The 24,299-nt window shown below is 72.3% G+C and carries 26 protein-coding genes; 14 read left to right on the forward strand and 12 right to left on the reverse strand.

What is annotated here, in order from left to right; genetic code table 11:
- Positions 1-153: 153 nt before the first annotated feature.
- Genes F0U47_RS11230 through F0U47_RS11245 form a run of 4 tightly spaced genes read left to right on the forward strand, consistent with a single transcriptional unit; the run spans position 154 to position 4,369 of the window.
- The gene (locus F0U47_RS11230; protein ID WP_149750457.1) at positions 154-1,998 is read left to right on the forward strand and encodes an Ig-like domain-containing protein; all 1,845 of its coding nucleotides are present in this window, start codon (positions 154-156) and stop codon (positions 1,996-1,998) included.
- Complete coding sequence (locus tag F0U47_RS11235) at positions 1,998-2,393, forward strand: hypothetical protein (protein ID WP_149750458.1); 396 nt, start codon at positions 1,998-2,000, stop codon at positions 2,391-2,393. Before F0U47_RS11230 ends, F0U47_RS11235 begins: the two co-directional genes overlap by 1 nt.
- Before the next feature lies 1 nt (position 2,394).
- Positions 2,395-3,117 carry a response regulator transcription factor gene (locus F0U47_RS11240; RefSeq protein WP_246159565.1) on the forward strand — a complete coding sequence of 241 codons (723 nt, stop codon included), beginning with the start codon at positions 2,395-2,397 and terminating at the stop codon, positions 3,115-3,117.
- Positions 3,110-4,369, forward strand: a complete 1,260-nt coding sequence (locus tag F0U47_RS11245; RefSeq protein WP_149750460.1) for an ATP-binding protein — start codon at positions 3,110-3,112, stop codon at positions 4,367-4,369. Before F0U47_RS11240 ends, F0U47_RS11245 begins: the two co-directional genes overlap by 8 nt.
- 6 nt (positions 4,370-4,375) lie before the next feature.
- Here the strand turns inward: F0U47_RS11245 and F0U47_RS11250 are convergent, their stop codons facing one another.
- Positions 4,376-5,632 carry an RNA polymerase sigma factor gene (locus tag F0U47_RS11250; protein WP_149750461.1) on the reverse strand — a complete coding sequence of 419 codons (1,257 nt, stop codon included), beginning with the start codon at positions 5,630-5,632 and terminating at the stop codon, positions 4,376-4,378.
- Between the two features lie 10 nt (positions 5,633-5,642).
- The gene (locus tag F0U47_RS11255) at positions 5,643-5,999 is read right to left on the reverse strand and encodes a YciI family protein (protein ID WP_149750462.1); all 357 of its coding nucleotides are present in this window, start codon (positions 5,997-5,999) and stop codon (positions 5,643-5,645) included.
- A 137-nt stretch (positions 6,000-6,136) separates the two neighbouring features.
- Between F0U47_RS11255 and F0U47_RS11260 the strand changes: the two genes are divergently transcribed.
- The 3 genes from F0U47_RS11260 to F0U47_RS11270 are packed head-to-tail and all read left to right on the forward strand — an operon-like array spanning position 6,137 to position 9,679.
- A complete protein-coding gene (locus F0U47_RS11260) occupies positions 6,137-7,723 on the forward strand; it encodes a hypothetical protein (RefSeq protein WP_149750463.1) in 1,587 nt (528 codons plus the stop codon).
- A 16-nt stretch (positions 7,724-7,739) separates the two neighbouring features.
- Entirely contained in the window at positions 7,740-8,396 is a 657-nt protein-coding gene (locus F0U47_RS11265) for an SDR family NAD(P)-dependent oxidoreductase (RefSeq protein ID WP_149750464.1), read from the forward strand.
- The gene (locus F0U47_RS11270) at positions 8,393-9,679 is read left to right on the forward strand and encodes an MFS transporter (RefSeq protein WP_149750465.1); all 1,287 of its coding nucleotides are present in this window, start codon (positions 8,393-8,395) and stop codon (positions 9,677-9,679) included. Before F0U47_RS11265 ends, F0U47_RS11270 begins: the two co-directional genes overlap by 4 nt.
- Here F0U47_RS11270 and F0U47_RS11275 read toward each other — a convergent pair.
- Positions 9,651-9,947, reverse strand: coding sequence for a DUF1905 domain-containing protein (locus F0U47_RS11275; RefSeq protein ID WP_149750466.1), 297 nt, complete (start codon positions 9,945-9,947; stop codon positions 9,651-9,653). The genes F0U47_RS11270 and F0U47_RS11275 overlap by 29 nt on opposite strands.
- 135 nt (positions 9,948-10,082) lie before the next feature.
- On the opposite strand from F0U47_RS11275, the gene F0U47_RS11280 reads away from it, so the two are divergent.
- Complete coding sequence (locus F0U47_RS11280; RefSeq protein ID WP_246159566.1) at positions 10,083-10,874, forward strand: alpha/beta hydrolase; 792 nt, start codon at positions 10,083-10,085, stop codon at positions 10,872-10,874.
- 4 nt (positions 10,875-10,878) lie between these two features.
- On the opposite strand, the gene F0U47_RS11285 is transcribed toward F0U47_RS11280, so the two are convergent.
- The 4 genes from F0U47_RS11285 to F0U47_RS11295 all read right to left on the reverse strand — a co-directional run bounded on the left by F0U47_RS11285 (position 10,879) and on the right by F0U47_RS11295 (position 13,489).
- Entirely contained in the window at positions 10,879-11,100 is a 222-nt protein-coding gene (locus tag F0U47_RS11285) for a hypothetical protein (protein WP_149750468.1), read from the reverse strand.
- 46 nt (positions 11,101-11,146) lie between these two features.
- Positions 11,147-11,818, reverse strand: coding sequence for a Type 1 glutamine amidotransferase-like domain-containing protein (locus tag F0U47_RS11290; RefSeq protein WP_149750469.1), 672 nt, complete (start codon positions 11,816-11,818; stop codon positions 11,147-11,149).
- A 144-nt stretch (positions 11,819-11,962) separates the two neighbouring features.
- Complete coding sequence (locus F0U47_RS21150; RefSeq protein ID WP_188111282.1) at positions 11,963-12,109, reverse strand: hypothetical protein; 147 nt, start codon at positions 12,107-12,109, stop codon at positions 11,963-11,965.
- A 132-nt stretch (positions 12,110-12,241) separates the two neighbouring features.
- The gene (locus tag F0U47_RS11295; RefSeq protein ID WP_149750470.1) at positions 12,242-13,489 is read right to left on the reverse strand and encodes a cytochrome P450; all 1,248 of its coding nucleotides are present in this window, start codon (positions 13,487-13,489) and stop codon (positions 12,242-12,244) included.
- A gap of 124 nt (positions 13,490-13,613) precedes the next feature.
- Here F0U47_RS11295 and F0U47_RS11300 point away from each other — a divergent pair, with 124 nt between their 5' ends.
- Both F0U47_RS11300 and F0U47_RS11305 read left to right on the forward strand, forming a co-directional pair.
- A complete protein-coding gene (locus F0U47_RS11300; protein WP_149750471.1) occupies positions 13,614-14,615 on the forward strand; it encodes an ATP-binding cassette domain-containing protein in 1,002 nt (333 codons plus the stop codon).
- On the forward strand, positions 14,612-15,430 hold the full coding sequence (locus F0U47_RS11305; RefSeq protein ID WP_149750472.1) for an ABC transporter permease: 819 nt from the start codon (positions 14,612-14,614) through the stop codon (positions 15,428-15,430). Before F0U47_RS11300 ends, F0U47_RS11305 begins: the two co-directional genes overlap by 4 nt.
- Here the strand turns inward: F0U47_RS11305 and F0U47_RS11310 are convergent, their stop codons facing one another.
- Positions 15,431-16,738 carry a cytochrome P450 gene (locus tag F0U47_RS11310; protein ID WP_149750473.1) on the reverse strand — a complete coding sequence of 436 codons (1,308 nt, stop codon included), beginning with the start codon at positions 16,736-16,738 and terminating at the stop codon, positions 15,431-15,433.
- A gap of 112 nt (positions 16,739-16,850) precedes the next feature.
- On the opposite strand from F0U47_RS11310, the gene F0U47_RS11315 reads away from it, so the two are divergent.
- A complete protein-coding gene (locus F0U47_RS11315; protein WP_149750605.1) occupies positions 16,851-17,600 on the forward strand; it encodes an HAD family hydrolase in 750 nt (249 codons plus the stop codon).
- Positions 17,597-20,110 (forward strand): glycoside hydrolase family 65 protein, encoded by a 2,514-nt coding sequence (locus tag F0U47_RS11320; RefSeq protein WP_149750474.1) that lies wholly within the window; start codon positions 17,597-17,599, stop codon positions 20,108-20,110. Before F0U47_RS11315 ends, F0U47_RS11320 begins: the two co-directional genes overlap by 4 nt.
- Before the next feature lie 12 nt (positions 20,111-20,122).
- On the opposite strand, the gene F0U47_RS11325 is transcribed toward F0U47_RS11320, so the two are convergent.
- The 4 genes from F0U47_RS11325 to F0U47_RS11340 form a co-directional block, all read right to left on the reverse strand.
- Positions 20,123-20,590, reverse strand: a complete 468-nt coding sequence (locus F0U47_RS11325; protein WP_223162727.1) for a carboxymuconolactone decarboxylase family protein — start codon at positions 20,588-20,590, stop codon at positions 20,123-20,125.
- A 21-nt stretch (positions 20,591-20,611) separates the two neighbouring features.
- Positions 20,612-21,283, reverse strand: a complete 672-nt coding sequence (locus F0U47_RS11330; protein ID WP_149750475.1) for a lysoplasmalogenase — start codon at positions 21,281-21,283, stop codon at positions 20,612-20,614.
- 92 nt (positions 21,284-21,375) lie between these two features.
- Entirely contained in the window at positions 21,376-21,666 is a 291-nt protein-coding gene (locus tag F0U47_RS11335) for a hypothetical protein (RefSeq protein ID WP_149750476.1), read from the reverse strand.
- 70 nt (positions 21,667-21,736) lie between these two features.
- A complete protein-coding gene (locus F0U47_RS11340) occupies positions 21,737-22,174 on the reverse strand; it encodes a succinylglutamate desuccinylase/aspartoacylase family protein (RefSeq protein ID WP_246159567.1) in 438 nt (145 codons plus the stop codon).
- Here F0U47_RS11340 and F0U47_RS11345 point away from each other — a divergent pair.
- Together F0U47_RS11345 and F0U47_RS11350 are read left to right on the forward strand one after the other, a co-directional pair.
- Positions 22,166-22,840, forward strand: coding sequence for a TrkA C-terminal domain-containing protein (locus tag F0U47_RS11345; protein ID WP_246159568.1), 675 nt, complete (start codon positions 22,166-22,168; stop codon positions 22,838-22,840). The two genes, F0U47_RS11340 and F0U47_RS11345, sit on opposite strands and share 9 nt — an antisense overlap.
- 183 nt (positions 22,841-23,023) lie before the next feature.
- The gene (locus tag F0U47_RS11350) at positions 23,024-24,262 is read left to right on the forward strand and encodes an MFS transporter (RefSeq protein ID WP_246159569.1); all 1,239 of its coding nucleotides are present in this window, start codon (positions 23,024-23,026) and stop codon (positions 24,260-24,262) included.
- Positions 24,263-24,299 lie beyond the last annotated feature (37 nt).

Raw genomic sequence — 24,299 nt, forward strand, 5'->3', positions numbered from 1 at the left:
AGCTCCCGGTTCCGAACTGTGGAGGTCCCGTGGAGGTCGCGTCGATCTCCCGTGGAGCCTCACTCACTAGCGTCGAAACGACGCGCGGACACCCCCGCGACGACAACTTGACGACCACGTGACAACCCCGCGACGACAACTGGAGGAGGGACGATGAGCCGCAGCATCCTGGCCGCCTCAGCCCTGGTCCTCCTGGCTGCCGTCGCCGTGAGCACGGCGATCGGCACGACCTCGTTCTCCTCCGCCACCTACGTCGCGACGAGCGCGAACTCCGCGACGGTGCGAGCGTCGTCGGACTGGACGCCGCCGACCGTCGCCATGGTCGCCCCCAGCGGGACGGTGACCGGCACGACCACGGTGAGCGCCACCGCGTCCGACCCGGAGTCCGGCGTCGCGTCGGTCCAGATCCAGCGGCAGGCCGTCAACGCCGACGGCTGGACCGCCATCTGCACCGACACCGTCGCGCCGTACTCCTGCGCCTGGGCCACCGGCTCCGTCGCCGACGGGCAGTACGACCTGCGGGCGGTCGCCGTCGACAACAGCGGCCTCACCGCCATCTCCGAGCAGGTCCGCACGGTCGTCGCCAACAACGTCGTGGTCGTGCTGGCCTCCCCCGGCGACTTCGTCCGCGGCAACGTCCCGCTGAGCGCCACGATCCACGGCGGGTCGACGCTCTCCTGGACCGTCACGATGGAGTACGCCGCCGCCGGCACCACCCAGTGGCGGACCGCCTGCTCGAGCTCCTCGGTCGTCAACGGCCAGGTCGGCTGCACGTGGGCCACCAGCGGCCTGGTGGCGGACGCCTCCTACGACCTGCGCGCCGTCGCCCGCCCCACCGTCGGCGGCTCCTACACCTCCGCCGTCGTCGACGACGTGGTCGTTGACAACAGCGCACCCGTCGTGACGATGACCGACCCCGGCACCCCGCTGCGCGGAACGGTCACCCTCGCGGCCACGGCGACCGTCGGCCAGAACGACTCCGGCATCGCCCAGGTCGTGCTCCAGTACGCGCCGGCCACCACCGGCACCTACCGCAACGCGTGCGTCATCGCCGCTGCGCCGTACTCCTGCCGCTTCGACACCACCACGGTCGCCGACGGCAGCTACAGCTTCCGGGCGGTGGCCACCGACAACGCTGGCAACGTGACGACCACCGCCGCCGTCACCGGCCGGGTCGTCGACAACACCGTCTCGTCGGTCTCGGTGGAGGACCCCGGCGCGTTCCTGACCGGCACGGTCGCGGTGCAGGCCACCGCCAGCTCGACCGCCGGCATCACGTCGGTCCGGATCCAGCGGGCGCCCACCGGCACCGCGACCTGGGCCGACCTCTGCACCGACACGGTCGCGCCGTACTCCTGCGCCTGGGACACCACCACCGCGGCCGACGGCCTCTACGACCTCCGGGCCGTCCTGACCGACGGGTCCGGCAGGCAGACGACCTCGACCCCGGTGACCGGCCGCCAGGTCGACAACGCCCCGCTGCGCGGTGTCGACGTGCAGTCCGCCAACGGCGGCGGCACCGCCGGGAGGGTCACCAGCGGGGACTCGATGACGTTCACCTACAGCCGGACGGTGGCGCCCGGCACGGTCGCGACCGGGTGGACAGGCGGGTCACTCGCCGTCACCGCCCGGTTCCGCGACGGCACCGTCACCGGTGTCGGGACCGGCATCAAGGGGGACACCCTCGATGTCCGGATCGGGACCACGACGATCAACCTCGGCTCGGTGAACCTCAAGGAGGACTACCTGAAGTCGGGCAAGACTGTCACCTTCAACGCCACCCTCACCGCGGCCACCGTCACGGTGAACGGGATCGACCGCACCGTGATCACGCTCAGCATCGGGGTCATGGCGTCGGGCACCAACAGCAGCCTCCGGACGGTGAGCCTGCCAGCCGCGATGGTCTGGACCCCCACCTCGGCGGTCCGCACCACCGACGGCCTCCCCTGCTCGACGGCACCGGTCACCGAGGCCGGCGCTGCGGACCGGGAGTTCTGATGGCGTCCACCACCCTCGCCTCGCGCGCCGCCGTGGCCTGCGCCGCGGCACTCGCAGGGGTGCACCTGCTCGGCGCCGTCCAGGCGGCCGGGGACACCGGAGATCGCGTGGGCGGTCTGTTCTGGTGCAGCGTGATCCTCGCCGCAGCGGTCGGCATGGCGCGCGGCAACTTGTTCGGAGCGCGGTTGACGGCCGTCCTCCTCTGCACGCTCGACCTCGTTGCTCTCGCTCTCGTGGTGAGCGTCGGGCCGCCGGGAGAGGCGCGCGAGCCGTTCGGCCTCGAGCACGCGGCGATCGGCGTCCTCGCCGCTGCGGTCCTGGCACTGGTCGCGCTCGACGCACGCACCAGGCGCGACCGGCGTCACATCGACGACACACCGCCCTATGCTCTGTGAGGTGCCCGCCTCCCTGCTGATCGTCGAGGACGACGACGCCATCGCGGCACCACTGGTGCGGGCCGTCGAGCGCGAGGGGTACGACGTCAGCCGGGTCGCCACCGGCAGCGAGGCCCTCGACCGGGCGAGGCTCGGCGGCATCACGCTGGTCCTCCTCGACCTCGGCCTCCCCGACATCGACGGGCTGGAGGTGTGCCGCCGGCTCCGCGCGGACGGGTACGACGGCGGCATCCTGATCCTCACCGCCCGCTCGGGCGAGCTCGACCGCGTCGTCGGCCTCGACATGGGCGCCGACGACTACCTCGCCAAGCCGTTCAGCCTGTCCGAGCTGCTCGCGCGGGTCCGCGCCCTGCTGCGGCGGAGCGCGTCGGCCGAGCCCGCCGCGGTGGCCACGCAACCCGCCCACGACACCGCTCCCGCACGGACCGCCGGCCTGCGCGTCGATGCCGCGGCACGACGCGCCTTCGTCGACGACGAGGAGCTCGTCCTCACCGCCAAGGAGTTCGACGTGCTCCAGCTGATGGACGAGCGCCGCGGCGCCGTGGTCAGCCGGGAGACGCTGATGGCCGAGGTCTGGGACGAGAACTGGTTCGGCTCGACCAAGACGTTGGACGCGACCATCGGCCGGCTCCGGCAGAAGCTCCAGGACCAACGCGCCCCGGTCGCCCTCACCACGGTGCGCGGCGTGGGCTTCCGGCTGGAGGACTCCACCGGTCATGCGTGAGCGTCTCGTCGCGACCGTGGTTGGCCTGACGATCGCGGTGATCTGCCTCTACGGCATCCCGCGCGCCTACTTCCTCGCCAACCTGGTTCGGGACACCGAGCGGGACCAGCTCAACGACTCCGCGACGATCCTGGCGGCGCTGGTCGGCGAGCGCCGCGCCGCCGGCGACACCGTCGACCCCGCGCTGCTGCGGCCCGGCCTGTCCGCAGCCGACGGCATCAGCTACGACCCCACCGACGGAGCCCCGGTCACCGTCGGGCAGACCGTCGACCCGGGAGACAGCGAGGCGGTCACCGTCACCCGCGACCTCAGGGACGGGGAGCTCACCCTGACGACGTCCGCCTCCACCGTGCAGGAGGACGTCTGGGAGGCCGTCCGGCCACTGGTGACGCTCGGGCTCGCGCTGGCGGCGCTCGCGGCCGTGCTCGGGTTCGTGCTGGCCCGCCGCTTGTCCCTGCCGTTCCGCGAGCTCGCGGACACCGCCGACGTGCTCGGTCACGGCCGGTTCGACATCGACATCCCGTCGTACGCCGTCCCCGAGGCCGACGCGATCGCGACGTCGCTCCGCCGGACCGCCCGCCAGCTCGACCAGCTGGTGCGCCGCGAACGGGAGTTCGCGGCGAACGCCTCCCACCAGCTGCGGACGCCGATCACCGCGCTCCGGCTGCAGCTCGAGGACCTCTCGCTGTGGCCCGAGACGACGCCCGCGCTGCGCGAGGAGCTCGACCGCGGGCTCGGCGAGCTCGACCGGCTCACGACCTCCATCGACGAGCTGCTGGGGCTCGCGCGGGGCCAGCGGACCGGGGAGCAGCTCGACGTCGACCTCGCCGCGCTGGTGGCCGACACGGCCGGCCGCTGGCGGGCGCGGCTCGCCGCCGCCGGCCGCGAGCTGGTCGTCGACGGCGACGGCGTCGTGCCCGCCCGGCTGATCCCCGGACCGGTGACCCAGGTGCTCGACGTGCTCATCGACAACGCCCGCGTCCACGGGACCGGGCGGATCACCGTGGGCGCCTACGACGCCGGCTCCCACCTCGCGGTGACGGTGTCGGACGACGGTGTCGCCGACCTCGGCAACGACGTCTTCCGACGAGGCGTGACGTCCCGCGACCAGCACGACGGTCACGGCGTCGGCCTCGCGGTGGCGTCCGAGCTGGCCGAGCTCGCCGGCGGCCACCTCTCCCTCGACCACACCGCGCCGACGACCACGTTCGTGCTGTGGCTGCCCCGGCCGAAGCGGGGCACCGGCGACTGACCTGCCTCAGACCAGCTCGCCGCGCCGCCGGCTCAGGTAGGCGCGCTCGGCGGTGTTGTCGCAGACGGCGAGCGCGGCGTCGTACGCCTCGCGGGCGTCGGCGCTGCGACCGAGCCGGCGGAGCAGGTCGGCGCGGGTCGCGTGGAAGGCGTGGTACCCGGACAACACAGCCAGGACCGGTGCCGCGGCCGCCAGCCTGTCGACCTGGGCGAGTGCCACCTCGGGGCCGTCGAGCTCGGCGATCGCGACCGCCCGGTTGAGGGCGACGATCGGCGAGGGGTCGATCCGGGCGAGCTGGTCGTAGAGCGCGACGACCTGCGACCAGTCGGTGTCCGCCGCCGTCGGCGCGTCGGTGTGGACGGCATTGATGGCCGCCAGGATCTGGTAGCGGCCGGGACGGTTGAGGGTGAGGCACTCGCGCACCAGCGCGTGCCCCTCGGCGATGAGCGACCGGTCCCACCCGCCGCGGTCCTGGTCGTCGAGCCGCACCAGCTCGCCACCGCGCACCCGCGCGTCGCGCCGCGCCTCGGTGAGCAGCAGCAGCGCGAGCAGGCCGGTGACCTCCGGCTCGTCGGGCATGAGCCCGTGCAGGATCCGGGCCAGCCGGATGGCCTCGGCCGTGAGCTCACCGCGGATCGGTGAGCCGTCGCCGCTGGAGAGGTAGCCCTCGTTGAAGACCAGGAACAGCACCGCGAGAACGGTCGCGACCCGCGCCGGCAGGTCCTCGGCCTCGGGCACCCGGTAGGGGATCCTCGCGGCCGCGATCTTCTTCTTCGCCCGGGTGATGCGCTGGCCCATCGTCGTCTCGGGGACGAGGAACGCCTGCGCGATCTCCTCGACCGTCAGCCCGCCCAGCAGCCGCAGCGTCAGCGCGATCCGCGCCTCGGGGGCGAGCGCCGGGTGGCAGCAGGTGAACATGAGCCGCAGCCGGTCGTCCTCGTGCTCCTCGAACATCCCGAGCGACTCATGGGGTGTGTCGTCGTACATGGCAGCCGCCTGACGGTGCTTGGTGTCCCGCTGCTTCTCGCGGCGGAGCCGGTCGATCGCGCGGTTGCCGGCGGTGGTCGTCAACCACGCGCCGGGGTTGGGAGGTACGCCGGACCCCGGAAATTGCCGGGGCCACTTCTCCAACGCGGCGACGAGCGCCTCGCCGGCCGCCTCCTCGGCGATGTCGATGTCGCCGAAGCGGCGGACCAGCGAGGCGATCAGCCGGCCATACTCCTCGCGGAAGACCCGCTCGATCTCCGCGGTCGCACCGGACACCGGTCGGAGCTCAGGCGGGCTCGGCCTGGAACGGCCGGACCTCGACCTTGCCCTGGCAGGCCTTGGAGCCCTCGGCCGCCCACCTGAGCGCCTCGTCGAGGTCGCGGACGTCGATGATCCAGAAACCGCCGAGGTGCTCTTTGGTCTCGAGGTAGGGGCCGTCGGTCATGACGGGGGTCTCGCCCTGTCCGTCCACGACCGTCGCGGTCTCGGCAGGCTCGAGGCCACCGGCGAACACCCAGATCCCGGCCTCGCGGACCTTGTCGTTGAACGCGTCGACCGCGGCGAACATCTCCTGCATGGTCTCGGGCGTGATCTCCGCGTAGTCGTCCTCGCTGCCGTGCACGGAAAGCAGGTACTGCGTCATGTCGATCTCCTCATGTCGGCCGGCCCCGATGACCGCCTCTCACCCTCGCTACGAACGGGTCCCCCGCGATACGACAGCCTGCCACGACATTTTTCGAAACCAGGGTGCGCAACCGACGACAGGTCGAGACTCGAGGGGTGTTCGGCAGGCTCAAGCAGGTCGCCCAGGCGATGAGCCCTGCCAACATCAAGCGGGGCATCGAGCACAGCAAGCTGTCGCTGGCCAACGGCGGCCAGCTCACCGAGGAGCAGATGGCGGGCTGGACGCCCGAGCAGCGCGCGCAGTACGAGGCCGCGATGCAGCAGGCCCGCGAGACCATGGCGGCCAATGCCGACCAGGTCATCGAGGCAGAGCGTGCCCGGCGGGTCCTGGGGGGACCGGCCGGCGACTACCTCTACGGCCCGATGCCCGACCGGGAGCGGATGACCGACGTCAACCTCCGGAGCCAGTGGGAGGCGTCGAAGGCGGAGCTCGCGGCCACGCTGCGCAACCCGCTCGGCCGCACGGCTCCACCCCCGCCACCCCCGCCGCCCCCGACGGCGCCGGTGACCGGCGACCGAGAGGCGCAGTACGCGCACGAGCGCGCCCAGCGGGACGAGGCGCGAACGCCGTACCTCGCCCCGGACCGGTCGCCGGGCGTGCTCACCCGGGTCGCGGTCGACCCGAGGAACGGCGTCAAGGACCTGTGTGCGTGGCTCGGATCCGCTGGCCTCTCGGCCCGGCCGGACCTCGTGTACGGCGTCTACCGGGTGCCCGACCACATCCCGGGCGGGCTGCGCTTCGCAAAGGCGTCGGTCGTCGAGTGGGAGGTCGTGCACGCGGCGGCTCCCGGTCTGCCGGCGGCAGCGCCCGCCGCCGTGGCGGGGTTCTCGGCCCGCGACCGCTGGGCCGCCCGCCGTCCCGGCGAGCCGTCGATCCTCGACGAGGACCTCGGGCTGGAGTACCTCCGCGCGGCCGACCTCGGGCCCGAGCAGTCGCTCGGCATCGCCCGGCTGGTCGACGTCGACGCCGGGTCGGGCGGGAGCGGCGAGAGCGGTGGCGGGTCGCCGTACGTCGTCATCGGGGTGACCGGGCTGGTCGTCCTCCATCCCCCGGGGCTGGCCGAGGGCGTCGGCCAGCGCCTGCAGCAGCAGCGGCCGCTCCAGGTGCTGCCGGCGCCGGGCGTCCACATCGCCGTCCTCAACTGGGGCGACGTCCGCCGGGTCGTCGCGCCGCACCCTGACCGGCGGTTCCTGGTGCCGTCGCCCTTCCCCTACCTGCCGAGCACCGGCGCCGAGCTGCTCGAGTCCTACCTCGGCGTCGTCGGCGTGCGGCCGCGGGACTGCTACAGCGCCCAGGTGACGCTCGACCAGCCCAGCAACATCATCGGCGGCGGCGGCCACGTCGTGACCACCGGCGCCGAGGCGGAGGTGGCGGCGGACGGCCAGTCGCGCAAGCGGTTCCGGGGCGGGTCACGGGTGGTCGTCGTCTACCGCGACGCACCGGACTACGCCGCCGGCCGCGAGCGCTGGGCGGCGTACGAGCGCGACGTCCTGCAGGCCTCGCTCGCGCACCGGGTGGCGGTGCGGGAGCCGGTCGACAAGCAGAGCGCGCTCGACCGCGGTGTCCTCGGCAAGCTGGTCCGCACCGCCGAGGTGGTCGGGACGTTCGTCGACGGCGAGGACTACACCGACCCGTTCGGCGATGTCCCCCGCTACCGGTACTGCTGGCCGCCCATCCAGTGACTTCTAGGCTGAGCGCATGAGCCAGCCTGTCCTCGTCGTCCTCGGCGCCGGTCCGGGCCTCGGCCTCGCGGTCGCCCGCCGCTTCGCGCAGGAGGGGTACGCCGCCGTGCTGGCCACGCGCACGGAGGCGGATGCCGAACCGCTGGCGCAGACGCTCCGTGACGACGGGCACGAGGCGCTGGGCGTGGGGGTCGACCTCACCGACCCGGCCGAGATCACCGGTGTCGTGACCGGCATCGGCACCAGGTACGGGCGGATCGACGCGCTTCACTTCAACCCGAGCGCGTGGCGCGAGAAGGACCCGCTGCACCTCACGGTCCCCGAGCTGCTCGAGGACGTCGCCCTCGGCGCCGGCGCCCTGCTGCCCGCCGTCCAGGCGGCCCGCCCGTTCCTCGGCTCCGGTGCCCGGGTGCTGGTGACCGGCAGCGCTGCCGCCGACGAGCCGTCCGCCGCGGCTGCGTCGCTCGGCGTGCAGAAGGCGGCGGTCCGCAACCTGGTGACGAGCCTGGACGCGACCCTCGCTCCCGACGGGATCCGGGCCGTCGCCGTACAGATCAACGGGGTGCTCGCCAAGGAAGGCCCGTTCTCCCCACCGCCCATCGCCGACGCGATGTGGCAGGCGGTCTCCCGGCCCGACGACGGCTGGTCGCCGCACGTCGCGTACGACGGATGAGGGGCCTCCTCGCCGACACGCGACCGCTGTCCGACCCGCACTTCCGCCGGCTCTGGACGGCGAACATCGTCACCGTGGTCGGCGCGCAGCTGACCGTGGTCGCAGTGCCGGCCCAGATCTACGCCGAGACCGGCTCGTCGGCGTACGTCGGCCTGACGGGGGTCTTCGGGCTGGTGCCGCTGGTGGTGTTCGGCCTGTGGGGCGGCGCGCTCGCCGACCACTTCGACCGGCGCACGCTGCTGCTCGTCACGACCGCGGGCCTGATCGGCACGAGTGCGCTGTTCTGGGCGCAGGCCGCCCTCGGTGGCGGAAACGTGTGGCTCCTGCTCGGCCTCTTCTCGGTGCAGCAGGCGTTCTTCGCGATCAACCAGCCCACGCGGAGCGCGATCCTGCCGAAGCTGCTGCCCATCGAGCTGCTGCCGGCCGCCAACTCCCTCTCCATGACCGTCTTCCAGGCCGGGGCGATCGCCGGCCCGCTGGTCGCCGGCGCACTGATCCCGGTCCTTGGGTTCTCCTGGCTCTACCTGATCGACACCGTCTGCCTGTTCGCGACGCTCTGGGCGGTGGTGCGGCTCCCCGCCCTCCCGGTCGAGGGTGCCGGCGGCCGGCCGCCCGGGCTGCGGTCGGTGGTCGAGGGCATCGGCTACCTGCGCGGCCACCCGGTCCTGATGATGTCCTTCCTCGTCGACATCATCGCGATGGTCTTCGGAATGCCGCGAGCCCTCTTCCCGGAGATCGCGCACGAGAGCTTCGCAGGCCCCGAGGAGGGTGGCCTGGCGTTCGCCGTGCTCTTCGCCGGCATCCCAGCAGGCGCCGTCATCGGCGGCGTCTTCTCGGGCTGGGTCTCCCGGATCACCGCCCAGGGCCAGGCCGTCGTGTGGTGCATCGTCGTCTGGGGCCTGGCGATGGCGGGCTTCGGCGTCGCGGTGTTCATCGCCGACGAGGTGCCCGGCGCGGTGCCGTGGATGCTGGGCGCGGCGGTGGTGATGCTCATCGTCGGCGGCGCGGCGGACATGGCGTCGGCCGCGTTCCGGCAGAGCATCCTGCAGTCCTCGGCGGCCGACGAGGTCCGCGGCCGGCTCCAGGGGATCTTCATCGTCGTCGTCGCCGGTGGGCCCCGGATCGCCGACGTCGCGCACGGCGCCACCGCTGCGATGGTCGGTACGGCGGTCGCCGCCGCCGGCGGCGGCATCCTGGTCGTCGTGCTCACCGCCGCCGCGACGGTCGCGATCCCGGTGTTCTGGCGCTACCGGCTCACGCAACCCGCTCGGTCAGGTGAATGACGACCTGGTCGCCCTCCTGCTTGCCGCTCTCGACGCGCAGCGCATTGGCAACAGGGAGCTTGTGGTTGCCGTCGCCGAGCGCCATGAACGAGGTCTCGAACGGCTCGCCGTCGATCGTCCCCCGCACCTTCACCCGTCCCCGGGTGCCGAAGTACGCGGCCGACTCGGGCCAGACGATGTAGGTCCAGCCGCCCTTGGCCGGACTCTGTCGCAGTGTCTCCGTGAACGTGACGTCGAGCGGGCCGACGCCGTGGGTCTCATTGCTCATGTCGGTGCTGACCGGCGGCCCGGGCGAGTTTCATCGCCGCCCCCCGGCCGGGCGGATTGCGGACCCGCCGGGCACGGCACAGCATGAGGGATGGCACGGCAGCGGACTCGACGATGGTTGGGGGCAGCGTTGGTCGTGGGTCTGGTCCTGGGGACGGTGGTGGGAGCGATGTGGGCACTGCAGCGTCAGCTCATCTACTTCCCCGACCCCTCTCCGGTCCCGCCGGCCGACGAGGTGCTGGCCGGTGCCCGCGACGTCACGCTGCAGACCGATGACGGCCTCACGCTCGACGCCTGGTTCGTGCCGGCCCGGGAGGGACGTGACCGAGGCATGGCAGTGCTGCTCGCGCCGGGCAACGGCGGCAACCGGCTCGGGCGCGCGGACCTCGCCCAGCTGCTGAGCGACCGCGGGCTCGCCGTGCTGCTCCTCGACTATCGGGGGTACGGCGGCAATCCCGGCTCGCCGAGCGAGGACGGGCTCCTCGCCGACGCCCGGGCCGGCGCCGAGGCGCTCGAGGAGCTCGGGTTCCCGCCGGAGCGCACGCTGTACTTCGGCGAGTCGCTCGGCACCGGCGTGGTCGCTGCCCTCCAGGCCGAGCGCCCGCCGGCCGGCCTGGTGCTGCGGTCGCCGTTCACCGAGCTGTCCGACGTCGGGTCCCACCACTACCCGTGGCTGCCGGTGCGAGCGCTCCTGCGCGACCGGTTCCCGGTCCTCGACCACCTGGAGGACAGCGAGGTCCCCGTGACCGTCGTGTACGGCGACCAGGACACCGTCGTGCCCTCGTCGCTCAGCGCCCGGGTCGCCGACGGTGCCCCGTCGCTGGTCGAGGAAGTGGTCCTCGAGGGCGCCGACCACAACGACCCGGTGATGTTCGGCCCCGAGGTCGCGGAGGCCGTCGTACGTCTTGCTGCATCGACCGGCGACTAACCGCTCATGCGGTAGGCGCCAGGCCCGACCCCCGGTCACGCAGCCGGCGCGCGCGCCAGGCGCAGAACACCACGGCGATCAGGAACCCCAGCCAGCTCAGGAAGAAGCCCAGCGCACCGCCCCAGGCGTCGTTGCGAACGGCGGGGTGGCGGTGGGTGTACCAGGCTCCGACCGGCGAGGCCGCGAGGAGCACGGCCATCCAAACGGTCTGGATGAGGATGTCCATGGCTCGGAGGTTAGGGCACCGCCGCCGCCGGCGCCACGGTACGGACCTAGGAGGGGAACTGCCTCCAGTGCCCCTCGGAGACCACCTCGACGGTGCCGTCGGCCACCGTGATCGCGGTCTGGTCGTCGATTGCGTAGGCCGGGGCTGAGAGGTCGGCCGCCCACCGCTCCGCGTCGGCCATGGTGTTGTCCGGCATCATCTCGTGGTCCACGTGGGGGAAGATCGAGAAGTCGACCACTCCGAGCGCGCTGTCGCCCCCGGCGGGCGGCTTCCACTCGACGAAGTAGTCCCCGATCCGGGGAGTCATCACCATGCTCCCGCCGCTCAGCCCCACCCAGACCGTCTCGCGCAGCGACGGCAGGAGATCTGCCAGGCCCGACTCCCGCATCCAGTGGCCCAGGTAGAGGGCGTCGCCGCCGTTCACCAGCAGCACGTCTGCCTCCCGGACCCACGAGACCCAGCGGTCGTGGTCGATGCTCGGCAGCGCGGTGAGCTCGAGCACTCCCAGGGACTTCCACCCGAGCTCGCACATGGGCGTCCTGGGCTCTTGTCCGCTGATGAAGCGCCATGCCTCCCCGGGGCCGGCCATGGGATGGCCATAGGTGGCGGTCGGGATGCAGAGGGCGTCGGACTCGGCGATCGGCTTGCTCAGGAGATCGACGAGAGCCTCGTGGACGCTCGGGTTGGTGATGCCCGCGGACGTGAGGAGGAGCTTCACGCCTGTCTCCTTTGCGCGCCGGTCATGAGGCTGCGTCGCAAGGGTCGCAAGGGTCGCAAGGGTCGCAGGGTCGCGAGGTCGGGTGCATGGGAAGCCAGACTCGGCGCCACGGCGAAACTCATCGGCAGCGCGGACCGCGGCGGCTCAGGTGCGCGTAGGGGCGACCAGCTGCTCCTCCGCGCGCGCAAGGACGGCGGAGACCCGGTCGGCGCAGGCCGTGATCGGATGCGGCCGGGGCATCAGCTGCGCGACCACGGCACCTCCCGAGACAACGATCGACGTTGAGTTCATAATAGAACATCTGATCGAGCCGGACAAGCGCATCCACAGGGCATCCGGGGGTGGCTTCGAGGCTCGGCGCTGACGCGCCTCGCACCTCAACCACCGAGCGCGCTGGTGCCCGCGCTTGCGCGGGCGGCGCGGTCAGGTGATCGTGATCGGCACTGCGACCGGCCGCCGCACGTAGGCGCCCGGCGCCCAGACGATCTGGTCCGGGTCGACCGTGAACCGCGGGATCCGGCGTACCAGCTCCTCGAGCGCGACCCGGGCCTGCAGCCGGGCGGCAGCAGCGCCCAGGCAGTGGTGGTGGCCCTGGCTGAACGTGAGGATCTGGGTCGGCCGGCGCCGGATGTCGAGCTGCTCGGCGTCGGCGCCGTACTTGCGCCAGTCGCGGTTGGCCGCGGCGTAGAGCAGCAGCACCCGCCGGCCCGCCGGGATCACCGTGCCGTGCAGCTCGACGTCGCGGGTGGTGGTGCGGGCGAGGCCCTGGACCGGCGAGGTCAGCCGGAGCAGCTCCTCGACCGCGTCCGGGACCAGCCCGGGCATCTCGGCGAGCTCCTCGTGCTGCTCGGGGTACGACGCCAGCAGCTCCATCGCGCCGCCGAGCAGGCCGGTCGTCGTGTCGTTGCCGCCGGTCACCATCGTGAAGACGAAGCCGAGGATCGCCATCGCGTCGGTGCGGGGGTCACCCTCGCCGGGGTCGGTCGCGGCCGCGACGAGGTGGGAGACGGTGTCCTCCCCCATCAGCCCCGCCGCCTGCTCGGCCCGGCGCTGCTCCATCAGGGCGGAGAAGTACGCCATCAGCTCGACCGTCGCTCCGGCAGCACCACCGACGGCGCCGCCGGTGCCCTCCGCGGCGTTGGCGGCCACGATCGCGTTGGTCCACTCGTCGAAGCGCGGGCGGTCCTGGTCCGGCACCCCCAGGTAGTGGGCGACGACCATGCTCGGCATCGGCTTGAACAGCTCGGCGACGATGTCGCCGCCGCCGGCCGCGCGGAGCCGCTCCAGCCGCTCGACGACGAACGCGCGCACCGCCGGCTCGAGCTCCGCGACCTGGCGCGGGGTGAACCCGCGGGCGACCAGCCGCCGGAACGCGGTGTGCACGGGCGGGTCGGTCATCACGAACGGCGGGTCATCGGCCAGGCCGATCCGCTCGAGGTCGTCGTACCCGACGGTGAGGCCGCGGGCACTGCTGAACGTCTCGGTGTCGACGGCCGCCGCCAGCACGTCCGCGTGCCGCGAGAGCACGAAGAAGTCGTCCTCGGGCCGGCTCTCGGGGACGACGCGGTGGACCGGGTCGTGCTCCCGGAGCGCTGCGTACGCCGGCCACGGGTTGCGCCACGCGGTGCCGCCGCCCGGCAGGTAGTGGGCGGCCGTCGACTCGATCCCCATCGAGACAGGATGGAACAGGTTCTCGTTCTGCACCAGTGATTCGGCCGATCACCGATGAATCCGGCTGTCGGTGGCCGTCACTAACGTGAGGACGACGGTGGGGGAAGAGAGCGAGGGAGCACAGATGACGGAGATGATCCGGGCAACCGGACTGGTGAAACGCTACAAGGAGGTCGAGGCTCTCGCCGGTCTCGACATCACGGTGCCGGAGGGCAAGGTGCTCGCGCTGCTGGGGCCCAACGGGGCCGGCAAGACCACCGCGGTGCGGGTCCTGACGACGCTGATCAAGCCCGACGCCGGGACCGCCCAGGTCGCCGGTGTCGACGTGCTGGCCGACCCGGTCGGCGTGCGCGCGCGGATCGGCCTCTCGGGGCAGTACGCCGCGGTCGACGAGCACCTCACGGCCTACGAGAACCTCGTGATGATCGGCCGGCTCTACCACCTCGGGAAGGGGAAGGCGCAGGAACGGGCGCACGCCCTGCTGGAACGGTTCGACCTGACCGAGTTCGCCCACCGGCCGTCCAAGACCTACTCCGGCGGGCAGCGGCGCCGGCTCGACCTGGCGGGAGCGCTCGTCGCCGAGCCGCCCGTCCTCGTGCTCGACGAGCCGACCACCGGCCTCGACGTGCGCAGCCGCCAGCAGATGTGGGACGTCATCCGCGAGCTGGTCGCCGGCGGGGCGACCCTGCTGCTGACGACGCAGTACCTCGAGGAGGCCGACCGGCTCGCCGACAACATCCTGGTGATCGACCACGGGCGCGGGATCGCCGAGGGCACCGCCGACGAGCTCAAGGCACGCACCGGCGGCGAGCGGATCGAGGTCGTGCTCGCCGACGCCGAGGACCGCGACGCCGCGACCAGGGTGCTGGCCGAGGTGACGGTCGACGGCGTGCGCACCAGCGACAACGGGCGTGAGCTGACCGCGGCGGTCAGCGGCGGGGCTGCCGACCTGCTGCGCGTGCTCCAGGGCTTCGAGCGCGAGACCGTCACCGTCGTCGACGTCGGTCTGCGCCGGCCCACGCTCGACGACGTCTTCCTGGCCCTGACCGGCCACGTGGCCGAGGAGTCCGAGAGCTCCGGAGGCGACTCCGACACCGACGAGACCCAGAAGGAGCTCATCCGATGACCGCGACGAAGCAGCCCCTCGCCCACACGATCTCCGACGGCTGGGTCGTCGCCCAGCGCAACGTCATCAAGATCAAGCGCGTGCCGGACATCCTCGTGTTCGTCCTGATCAGCCCGATCATGTTCGTGCTGCTCTTCGCCTACGTCTTCGGCGGTGCGATCGACGTCCCGGGCGACATCGACTACAAGGAGTTCCTGGTCCCCGGGATCTTCGCGCAGACGGTCGTGTTCGGCGCGACGTTCACCGGCTACGGCCTGGCCGACGACATGCAGAAGGGCATCATCGACCGGTTCCGGTCGCTCCCGATGTCGCGGTCGGCCGTGCTGGTCGGCCGCACGACGTCCGACGTCGTCTACAACGTCATCTCGCTCGTGATCATGGCGCTGACCGGTCTCCTGGTCGGCTGGCGGATCCGCGAGGGAGTCGTCGACGCCCTGCTCGGGTTCGTCCTGCTGCTCGTCTTCGCCTACGCGATCAGCTGGATCATGGCCTACGTCGGGCTGCTCGTGCCGAGCGTCGAGGTCGTCAACAACGCGTCGTTCATCGTGATCATGCCGCTGACGTTCGTGTCCAACGCGTTCGTCCCACAGGAGTCGTTCTCCGGCCCGCTCCAGACGTTCGTCGAGTGGAACCCGGTCTCGACGGTCACCCAGGCGTGCCGCGAGCTCTTCGGCAACACCGCGCCGAACGTGCCGGTGCCCGACTCCTGGGCGATGCAGAACCCGGTCGTCTACTCCCTGCTCTGGGCAGCGGCGATCGTCGCGGTCTTCGCCCCGCTCTCGGTCCGGCAGTACCGCCTCTCGACGAGCAAGTAGCTACGCGATCTCCTCGAGCTCCTCGTACAACGTGACCGGGAGGGCCTCGACGCCGTAGACGGCGGAGAGCTTGCGGAAGTCGAGGTCGCCGATGTCGGCGGCCATCTGGAGATCAGGGAAGCGCTCGGCCAGCATCCGGAGGGCCGTGCGGAGCTCCATCCGGGCGAGCTCGGCGCCGACGCAGCGGTGCATGCCCCAGCCGAAGGACAGGTGCCGCACCGGCTCCCGGGTCGGGTCGAAGACGTCGAGGTCGGGGCCGAGGCGCGGGTCGCGGTTGGCGGCGAGCAGCGAGACGCCGACCGCGTCGCCCTCCTGGATCGTCACGCCGCCGACCTCGACGTCCTGCTTGGCGAACCGGAGGAACGCGAGCTGGACGACGCACAGGTGGCGGAGGAGCTCCTCGACGACCTTGTCGACCGACTCCGGGTCGGAGCGGAGCATCCGGCCGGCCTCGGGCGTGGTGGCGATCAGGTAGGTGCCGAGCGCGAGCATGCTCGCGCTGGTCTCGTAGCCGCCGAGGAAGACGCCGTCGGCGATGCCGCCGAGGGTGATGTCGTCGAGGTCGTCGCCGTGCTCCCGGATCAGGGCGCCGATCAGGCCGTCACCGGGGTTGGCACGCTGCTCCCGCACGGCGTTGATGAGGAACTCCCGGGTGTGGACCTGGGCGCCCAGGGCACCGGCACCGCCCTCGCTGAGGTCGAACCGCGCGACGCCGAGCTCGAAGAACCGCAGCCGGTCCTCGACCGGCAGCCCCAGCAGGTCGCAGATCACGTCGAACGGCACCGCGAACGCGAAGTGCTCGACCAGGTCGACGTCGGGTCCGGCGGCCTCCATCGCGTCCAGCCGCTGCTGCACGATCGACTCGATGCCCGGCTGCAGCCGCGCTAGGCGGCGCATCGTGAACTCCGGGGTGAGGTACCGCCGCAGCTGGGTGTGCAGCGGCGGGTCGGTCATGCCGAGCCCGCCGATCTGCTCCTCGGCGGCCCGTCCCTCCTGGGACACGAACTGGCCGAGGTCGTTCGACCACACCGCGGGGTCGCCCGCCAGGACGGCCTGCGCCTCGTCGTACCCGCTGACCAGCCAGACCCCGCGGCCGAACATGGTGGCGAGCTTCTTGACCGGCTCCTCGGCCTGGGTCTGCATCAGCGCCGGCAGCGGGTCGAGGCCGTCGCGCTTGAGCGGGAGCGTGAACGAGTCGGGAAGGAACCGGAGCTTCCGGAGGTCGATGCCGTCGCGCATCGTCCGCTCGAGCAGGAACTTGCCGACACGGCGCTTGACCGGGCCGAGCAGCCCCAGAGGGAGAACCATGGGGCGTATTCCACCATCCGGGAGTGTGGCCCCGCCTGAGTATTCTTACCTAACCGTCCCCCGGGAACACCCTGACGCGACCCTGACTCTCGTTACGCTGTTGGGCGTGGTGATGGCCTGGGATCAGTACGACGCTGCGCTGTTCGATCTGGACGGCGTGGTGACTCCGACCGCGGAGGTGCACATGCGCGCCTGGGCGGCGATGTTCAACGACTACCTGTCCGGCATCCCCGGGCAGGCGCCGTACACCGACCAGGACTACTTCGACTACGTCGACGGCAAGCCGCGGTACGACGGCGTCCGCACCCTCCTGCTGGCGCGCGGGATCCCGCTCCCCGAGGGCGACCCGGCCGACGGCCCGGACGCCGAGACGGTGATCGGGCTGGGCAACCGCAAGAACGACTACTTCGCCAAGGTGCTCACCGAGGAAGGGGTCGAGGCCTACGCCGGGTCCGTCCGGCTGCTCGACGCGCTGCGCGACCGCGGGATCCCGATGGCGATCGTGTCGTCGTCCCGCAACGCACCTGCGGTGCTCGCCGCGGCCGGCGTCACCGACTACTTCCAGACCGTCATGCACGGCGGCGTCGCCGCCGAGCGACACCTGGCCGGCAAGCCCGCGCCCGACACGTTCCTGGCCGCCGCGGCCGACCTCGGTGCGACCGCCGAGCGCTCGGTCGTGCTCGAGGACGCGATCAGCGGCGTGCAGGCCGGCGCCGCCGGCGGGTTCGGGCTGGTGGTCGGCGTCGACCGCGGTGCCGGCGCGACCGCACTGACCGAGGCCGGGGCCCACGTCGTCGTCACCGACCTCGCCGAGCTGCTCCCCGAGGACCCAGAGATGAACCCAGAGATGAGCGAGGCATGAACGCGCCACCACCGGACGGCCCGTCCCACGTCGCCCCGCCGGTTGCGGACCCGCTCGACCGGAGCCGGTTCCCGCTCGACGAGTGGCGGCTGGTGGAGACCCGGTTCGAGGACGACGACCTCGGCACCACCGAGTCGCTCTTCGCTGTCGGCAACGGCTACCTCGGGATGCGCGGCAACTACTCCGAGAGCCGCGACGCCCACGTCGACGGCACCTACATCAACGGCTTCCACGAGACCTGGCCGATCCTCCACGCGGAGGAGGCCTACGGCTTCGCCCGGGTCGGGCAGACGATCATCAACGCCCCGGACGCGAAGGTGATCCGCCTCTACGTCGACGACGAGCCGCTGCAGATGTCGGTCGCGGACCTGCTGGAGTACGAGCGCGCGCTCGACTTCCGCGAGGGGATGCTGACCCGCGAGCTCGTGTGGCGGACGCCCGGCGGCAAGGAGGTCCGGCTCCGCAGCACCAGGATGATCCCGCTCTCCCAGCGCCACCTCGCCGTGTTCTCGTTCGAGGTCACGCTGCTCGACCAGAAGGCGTCGGTCGCGATCTCCTCCCAGCTCCTCAACCGCCAGGACGCCGCGGTCGAGCTGATCCAGGGCGAGCCCGCCGCCGCCGACCCGCGCAAGGCGGACCGCTTCAACCGGCGGGTGCTGGAGCCGGTGCTCAACTCGGCGGACGCGCAGTCCGGCCGGATCGCGCTGGGCTACCGCGCCGCCGAGAGCGGCATGACGATCGGCGTCGTCGCCGACCACGAGCTGCACACCGCGTCGCCGTACTCCATGCAGGTGCACTCCGAGGACGACATCGCCAAGGCGATCTACCGGGTCGCGGCCGAGCCCGGAGTCCCGATCCGGCTCACGAAGCTGGTCAGCTACCACACCGCTCCGGGGGTCCCGCCGCGCGAGCTGATCGACCGCTGCGAGCGCACCCTCGACCGGACCCACGACCAAGGCGTCGACTACCAGTACGCCGAGCAGCGGGCCTGGCTGGCGGACTTCTGGGAGCGGTGCGACGTCGAGATCGAGGGCCACCCGGACCTGCAGCAGGCGGTGCGCTGGAACCTGTTCGCGATCTGCCAGGCGTCCGCGCGCGCGGAGGGCCAGGGCATCGCGGCGAAGGGGGTGACCGGCTCGGGCTACGCCGGCCACTACTTCTGGGACACCGAGATCTACGTGATGCCGTTCCTGACGTACACGATGCCGTGGGCGGCGCGGAACGCGCTGCGGTTCCGCTACTCGCTGCTCGAGCACGCGCGCATCCGCGCCCGCGAGCTGTCCCAGCGGGGCGCGCTCTTCCCGTGGCGCACCATCAACGGCAACGAGGCATCCGCCTACTACGCAGCCGGCACCGCGCAGTACCACATCGACGCCGACATCGCGTACGCGCTGAGCCAGTACGTCGGCGCGACCGGCGACGACGACTTCCTCACTCGCGAGGCGATCGACATCTTCGTCGAGACCGCGCGCCTGTGGGCCGACCTGGGGTTCTGGCGCGACGAGAACCGACGGACGTTCCACATCCACGGCGTGACCGGCCCGGACGAGTACACGACGGTCGTGAACGACAACCTGTACACGAACGTGCTCGCGCGCTTCAACCTGCGCCGGGCCGCGCACGCGGTCTGGGCCCTGCAGCGCGACGACCCCCTGGCCTACGCCGACCTGGTGCGCCGCACCGGCCTCGACCCGGACGAGCCGATCGAGTGGGCCTCGTGCGCGGACGGCATGTCGATCCCCTACGACGAGTTCCTCGGGATCCACCCGCAGGACGAGCACTTCCTCGAGCGCGAGATGTGGGACCTTGAGAACACACCGCTCGAGAAGCGGCCGCTGCTCCTGAACTACCACCCGCTGGTCATCTACCGGTTCCAGGTGCTCAAGCAGGCCGACGTCGTGCTGGCGCTGTTCCTGCAGGGCCAGGAGTTCTCGGCCGAGCAGAAGCGGGCCGACTTCGACTATTACGACCCGATCACGACCGGCGACTCCACGCTCTCGGCCGTCGTCCAGTCGATCATCGCCGCCGAGGTGGGCTACGCCGACCTGGCCCTGCGCTACTTCCACGCCGCGCTGTTCGTCGACCTCGACGACCGCCACAACAACACCGCCGACGGCGTGCACGTCGCCTCGACCGGCGGCGTCTGGAGCGCGCTGGTCTCCGGGTTCGGCGGCTTCCGCGACAACGGCGCGGACAACGAGGACGGCCAGTGGCAGATCGACCCCCGGCTGCCGTCCTCCTGGTCCTCGCTGGTCTACCGGATCACACTCCACGGCACCCGGGTCCGGGTCACCGTCCGCACGGACAAGCTCGAGCTGACCGTCGAGAAGGGCACGTGCCCGTTGAGCTTCAACGTCCGGGGCGAGACAGTCACGGTGAAGGAGGGCGCGCCGGTCGTCGTACCCCTCGAGCACCAGGGCCCGATGCTGGACGGCGAGCCGCCGAACCCCGCCGGCATCCAGCGCGCCGACGGCACCGTGATCTCCGCGATCGTGCCGAGCGGGGAGTAGTTCGCGGCAGCCTCAGCGCACCGGGTGGTGGCTGGTGATCGACACCCGGTTGAAGGCGTTCATCGCGATCGCGGCCCAGGCGACCGCGGCGTAGCCGGCGTCGCCCAGCACGGCCCGGGCGCAGTCCTCGACCTCCGCGCGCTCGGCCGGCTCCGGGATCAGCGTGATGCACTCGGCCAGCTCGAGCGCGGCGCTCTCGGCGTCGTCGAAGATCTCGGTCTCCTGCCACTCCTGGACCACGGCGAGCCGGCGCGGATCCTCGCCGAGCCGCACCGCCTTCGCGTGGTGGATGTCGAGACAGTAGGCGCAGCCGTTGATCTGGGAGACCCGGTAGTTGACCAGCTCGAGCAGCTGCTCGCTGATGCCCGCCTCGGCGGCGGACGCTGCGATCAGCTTCGAGACGCCGGACATCGCGTTGAAGACGTCCGGCGCGGCCTTGTCGAGGTAGAACGGCCCGGCGGGCTCGGCGCTCGTGGTCACAGACGCAGCCTAATCCCGGGGTCAGAGCCGGGCGGCGCCCTCGCTGAGGAGCAGCTGCGCCGCGGTGTACGACGCCATCACCGCGCCCTCGATCCTCGGGTCCGGGTCGGCGAGGACGAACTTGCGCAGGCCGAGCGTCGTGTCCGACGCGAGGAAGAGGAGGGCACCGGCGGCGACCAGCCGCCTGCCGGCCGGCGACTCGGACCGGTCGATCCGGGTCGCCGCGACCACCATCGAGACGAGGCTCGCCGAGTAGGCGGCGACCACCGGGGCAACGCCGGTGTGCCGCGCCCGCCAGGCGACCACCGGTGAGGTCGTCGCCCAGAGCGCGCCGAGCGCCCGGGTCCGGGGGTCGTCGACCAGGCGCGGGTCCCGACGGCGCCGCGGCACGAACGCGGCGAGGTAGGCGAGGTGGCCGACCCCGAACGCAGCGCTGCCGACGACGAAGGGCCGCCGCTCCTCGCCGAGCAGGGCGACGTCGCCGACCCAGCCGCCCGCCTGGGCAGCGAGCACCGGCAGCCGCGCTGACGACGAGCCCGGCGTGGTCGCGAGCGAGGCGGACAGGACCGGCATCAGCAACGGCTTGGTCAGGAACCGCGCCTTGTGCGCGGCCGGCCGCGTCGACATCGACAGTGCGGTGTCGAGAGCCGCCAGGGCGACGTACGCCGTCTTGAGCCGGGTCGGGAGGGACATGGTCGGACGGTACCGGTCCGGGTTGAGTATCGGCACTCATGCGGCGTGCCCGGCTCAGCCGTGGACTTCCCGCCCGGCTACGTCGCCGGCACCTAGGCCTTCACGACGGCGGCGTGCACCTCTTCGAGCATCGCCTTGAGCTCGGGCAGCTGCTTGACCAGCGCGATCTCCTCGGCGAGCTCGGCGAGGAGGCCCTGGACCTCACCGAGGACCACCTTGGTCTCGGCCAGCGTGGCGTCGACGGTGGTCATCCGCTCGTCGACGCTGCCGAGCGTCCCCTCGACCGTCGACAGGGTGCCGCCGACCGTCTCCAGGGTGCCGTTCGCGCTGCTGAGCGTCTTGTCGGCGCGCTTCAGGATCTCTCCGACCGGGTTGAGGCCCATGCTTCCCCCTCGTTTATTGACAGTGGTGTAGTAAATACCACTCCACTCGGTGCCGCCGCTGTGGCGGCCGTCACTGCTCGACGGCGGCGATGTGCACAAGGGCGTCGCCGGCGTTGACGACCGGGGCCCGGGTGAGCCCGATGACGATGCCCGACCGGTCCGCCCGGACCAGCCGGACCCGGCGCCCGAAGGTGTCCGAGAGCCCGCCGAGCCGTTGACCCGCCTCGACGAACGCACCGAGCTCGGTCTCGAGGTTGAGGATGCCGGTGCCCCGGGCGCGCACCCAGCCCGTGCTCCGCGACTCGACCGCCGACGGCAGCGGGCCGCCGGTGGGCTGTGGGTCGACCATGCCGAGGTGCTCCAGCACCCGGCGGATCCCGGCGACCCCGGTCGCGATCGACACGGCGTCGAACCGCAGCGCCTCACCGGCCTCGTAGAGCAGCACCTTCGCGCCGACCTCCACCGCCGCCTGCCGCAGCGACCCGTCGCGGAGGCGGGCATGGACCATGACCGGCGCGCCGAACGCCTGGGCGAGCTCACGGGTGCGCGGGTCGTCGAGGTCGGCGACCGGGTGGTGGCCGCGATGCGGCGGACGGCGAAGGGCGACGAGTTCCGCTCCAACGTGCACCGCGGCGGGAGCGTCGAGAAGGTCGACATCGAGCCGGAGTACGAGGCGGTCGCCGTACGCGCCGCCCAGATCATGGGGCTCAAGGTCGCCGGTGTGGACATGCTCGAGGGCGAGGACGGCCCGCTGGTGATGGAGGTCAACTCCTCCCCCGGCCTCGAGGGCATCGAGACGGCGACCAAGCTCGACGTCGCCGGCGCGATCATCGACTACATCGACAACCAGGTGGCGTTCCCCCACATCGACGTGCGCGAGCGGCTCAGCGTCTCCACCGGGTACGGCGTCGCCGAGATCGTCGTGCACGGCGATGCCGACCTCGTCGGCAAGCCCCTGGGCGACTCCGGACTGAACGAGCGCGACATCACCGTGCTGACGCTCCACCGCGGCGTGCACGTGATCCCGAACCCGCGCCCGCGGCACGTCCTCGAGGACGGCGACCGGCTGCTGTGCTGGGGCAAGCTCGAGGAGATGCGGTCGATGATCCCGGAGCGGCCGAAGCGCCGGTCGCGGGTCAAGAAGCTGCCCAAGCAGCCCATCCACGAGAGCTGAGACCCTCCGTTGGTTGAGGTGCGAGGCCGCCCGCGGCCGAGCCTCGAAACCAAGGCGGTCAGGGTGGTTTCGAGGCTCCTCGCTGCGCTCGTCGCACCTCAACCACCGGGCTGAGACCGATCTCACTCGCCCATCTGCGAGATCGTGGGGGCGCGGCGTGCGGCGCAGGCGTTGACTGTGCCGGTGCCCACCCCGCTGACCGGCGCCGGTACCCCGCCGGCGCCGCCCGCTGCCGCCACGGTCTCGACGCGACGGCGCTGGGCCATGCTCGTGGTGGGCACGGCGGCGCAGGCCTCGTCCGCGACGATGGTGCACGGTCCTGCGTTCCTCATCCCCGTGCTGCACCTGCGGGGCGGGATGTCGCTCGCCGAGGCCGGCCTGGTCGCCGCGGCGCCGATGGCCGGGCTGATGTGCACGCTCGTGGCCTGGGGCCTGGTGGTCGACCGGCGCGGTGAGCGGTTCGCGCTGCTGACCGGGATGAGCGGCGTCGTGCTCGCCGGCCTGGCCGCGGTGCTCGTCGACGGCCCGGGGCAGGTCGCCGCCGCGCTCTTCGTCGCCGGCGCCTGCTCGTCGGCCACCAATGCGGCCTCCGGGCGGATCGTCGTCGGCTGGTTCCCGCCGGAGCGGCGGGGCCTGGCGATGGGCATCCGCCAGTGCGCGCAGCCGCTCGGCGTCGGGCTCGGGGCGCTGACGATGGCCTACCTCGCCGATGCGTACGACGTCGCGACCGCTCTCTGGGTGCCGCTCGTCGCCGCGACGATCGCCCTGGCACTGGTCGCGGCGATCGTGATCGACCCGCCGCGGCCGCCGGCGAGCGAGCGCGCCGGCGCGGCCAACCCCTACCGGGCCGACCGCTACCTGGCGCGCATCCACGGCACGTCGATGCTGCTGGTCGTCCCGCAGTTCGTGGTGTGGACCTTCGGCCTGACCTGGCTGGTCGACGAGCTCGGCTGGGCCGCCGGCCTCGCCGGCGTCGTCATCGCGGGCACCCAGCTGATCGGTGCGCTCGGCAGGATCGGCGCCGGACACCTCTCGGACCTGGTCCGCAGCCGGACCCGGCCGATGCAGTGGATCGCCTGGGCGGCGGCCGGCACCATGCTGGCGCTGGGCGCCGCGGCATCGGGCTCCGGTCCGGCGGTCGTCGCGCTCGCCGTACTCCTCCTCGTGGTCGCCTCCGCCGTCACCGTCGCCGACAACGGCCTCGCCTACGCCGCCGTCGCCGAGCGCGCCGGCGCGTTCTGGTCGGGCCGGGCGCTGGGGATCCAGAACACCGCGCAGTACCTCGTCGCAGCCGCCGTCCCGCCGGTCGCCGGCGTCGCGATCACGCAGTGGGGGTACGGCGCCGCCTTCGCGCTGGCTGCCGGGTTCGGACTCGTCGCGGCCGCAGTGGTGCCGGTCGCCCAGGAGCGCGCGCCCTCCTGATCCGGCTCAGCGGTCGGCGAAGCCGCCTGGCCTACTC

This window comes from Nocardioides antri (assembly GCF_008373765.1).
GTDB classification, from domain to species: Bacteria; Actinomycetota; Actinomycetes; order Propionibacteriales; family Nocardioidaceae; genus Nocardioides; species Nocardioides antri.

Coding starts and splice junctions, on each gene's coding strand:
- F0U47_RS11230 (WP_149750457.1), top strand. CDS start 154: ATGAGCCGCAGCATCCTGGCCGCCTCAGCCCTGGTCCTCCTGGCTGCC.
- F0U47_RS11235 (WP_149750458.1), top strand. CDS start 1,998: ATGGCGTCCACCACCCTCGCCTCGCGCGCCGCCGTGGCCTGCGCCGCG.
- F0U47_RS11245 (WP_149750460.1), top strand. CDS start 3,110: ATGCGTGAGCGTCTCGTCGCGACCGTGGTTGGCCTGACGATCGCGGTG.
- F0U47_RS11255 (WP_149750462.1), bottom strand. CDS start 5,999: ATGACGCAGTACCTGCTTTCCGTGCACGGCAGCGAGGACGACTACGCG.
- F0U47_RS11265 (WP_149750464.1), top strand. CDS start 7,740: ATGAGCCAGCCTGTCCTCGTCGTCCTCGGCGCCGGTCCGGGCCTCGGC.
- F0U47_RS11270 (WP_149750465.1), top strand. CDS start 8,393: ATGAGGGGCCTCCTCGCCGACACGCGACCGCTGTCCGACCCGCACTTC.
- F0U47_RS11275 (WP_149750466.1), bottom strand. CDS start 9,947: ATGAGCAATGAGACCCACGGCGTCGGCCCGCTCGACGTCACGTTCACG.
- F0U47_RS11285 (WP_149750468.1), bottom strand. CDS start 11,100: ATGGACATCCTCATCCAGACCGTTTGGATGGCCGTGCTCCTCGCGGCC.
- F0U47_RS21150 (WP_188111282.1), bottom strand. CDS start 12,109: ATGAACTCAACGTCGATCGTTGTCTCGGGAGGTGCCGTGGTCGCGCAG.
- F0U47_RS11295 (WP_149750470.1), bottom strand. CDS start 13,489: ATGGGGATCGAGTCGACGGCCGCCCACTACCTGCCGGGCGGCGGCACC.
- F0U47_RS11300 (WP_149750471.1), top strand. CDS start 13,614: ATGACGGAGATGATCCGGGCAACCGGACTGGTGAAACGCTACAAGGAG.
- F0U47_RS11305 (WP_149750472.1), top strand. CDS start 14,612: ATGACCGCGACGAAGCAGCCCCTCGCCCACACGATCTCCGACGGCTGG.
- F0U47_RS11310 (WP_149750473.1), bottom strand. CDS start 16,738: ATGGTTCTCCCTCTGGGGCTGCTCGGCCCGGTCAAGCGCCGTGTCGGC.
- F0U47_RS11315 (WP_149750605.1), top strand. CDS start 16,851: ATGGCCTGGGATCAGTACGACGCTGCGCTGTTCGATCTGGACGGCGTG.
- F0U47_RS11320 (WP_149750474.1), top strand. CDS start 17,597: ATGAACGCGCCACCACCGGACGGCCCGTCCCACGTCGCCCCGCCGGTT.
- F0U47_RS11330 (WP_149750475.1), bottom strand. CDS start 21,283: ATGTCCCTCCCGACCCGGCTCAAGACGGCGTACGTCGCCCTGGCGGCT.
- F0U47_RS11335 (WP_149750476.1), bottom strand. CDS start 21,666: ATGGGCCTCAACCCGGTCGGAGAGATCCTGAAGCGCGCCGACAAGACG.
- F0U47_RS11345 (WP_246159568.1), top strand. CDS start 22,166: ATGGACCATGACCGGCGCGCCGAACGCCTGGGCGAGCTCACGGGTGCG.
- F0U47_RS11340 (WP_246159567.1), bottom strand. CDS start 22,174: ATGGTCCATGCCCGCCTCCGCGACGGGTCGCTGCGGCAGGCGGCGGTG.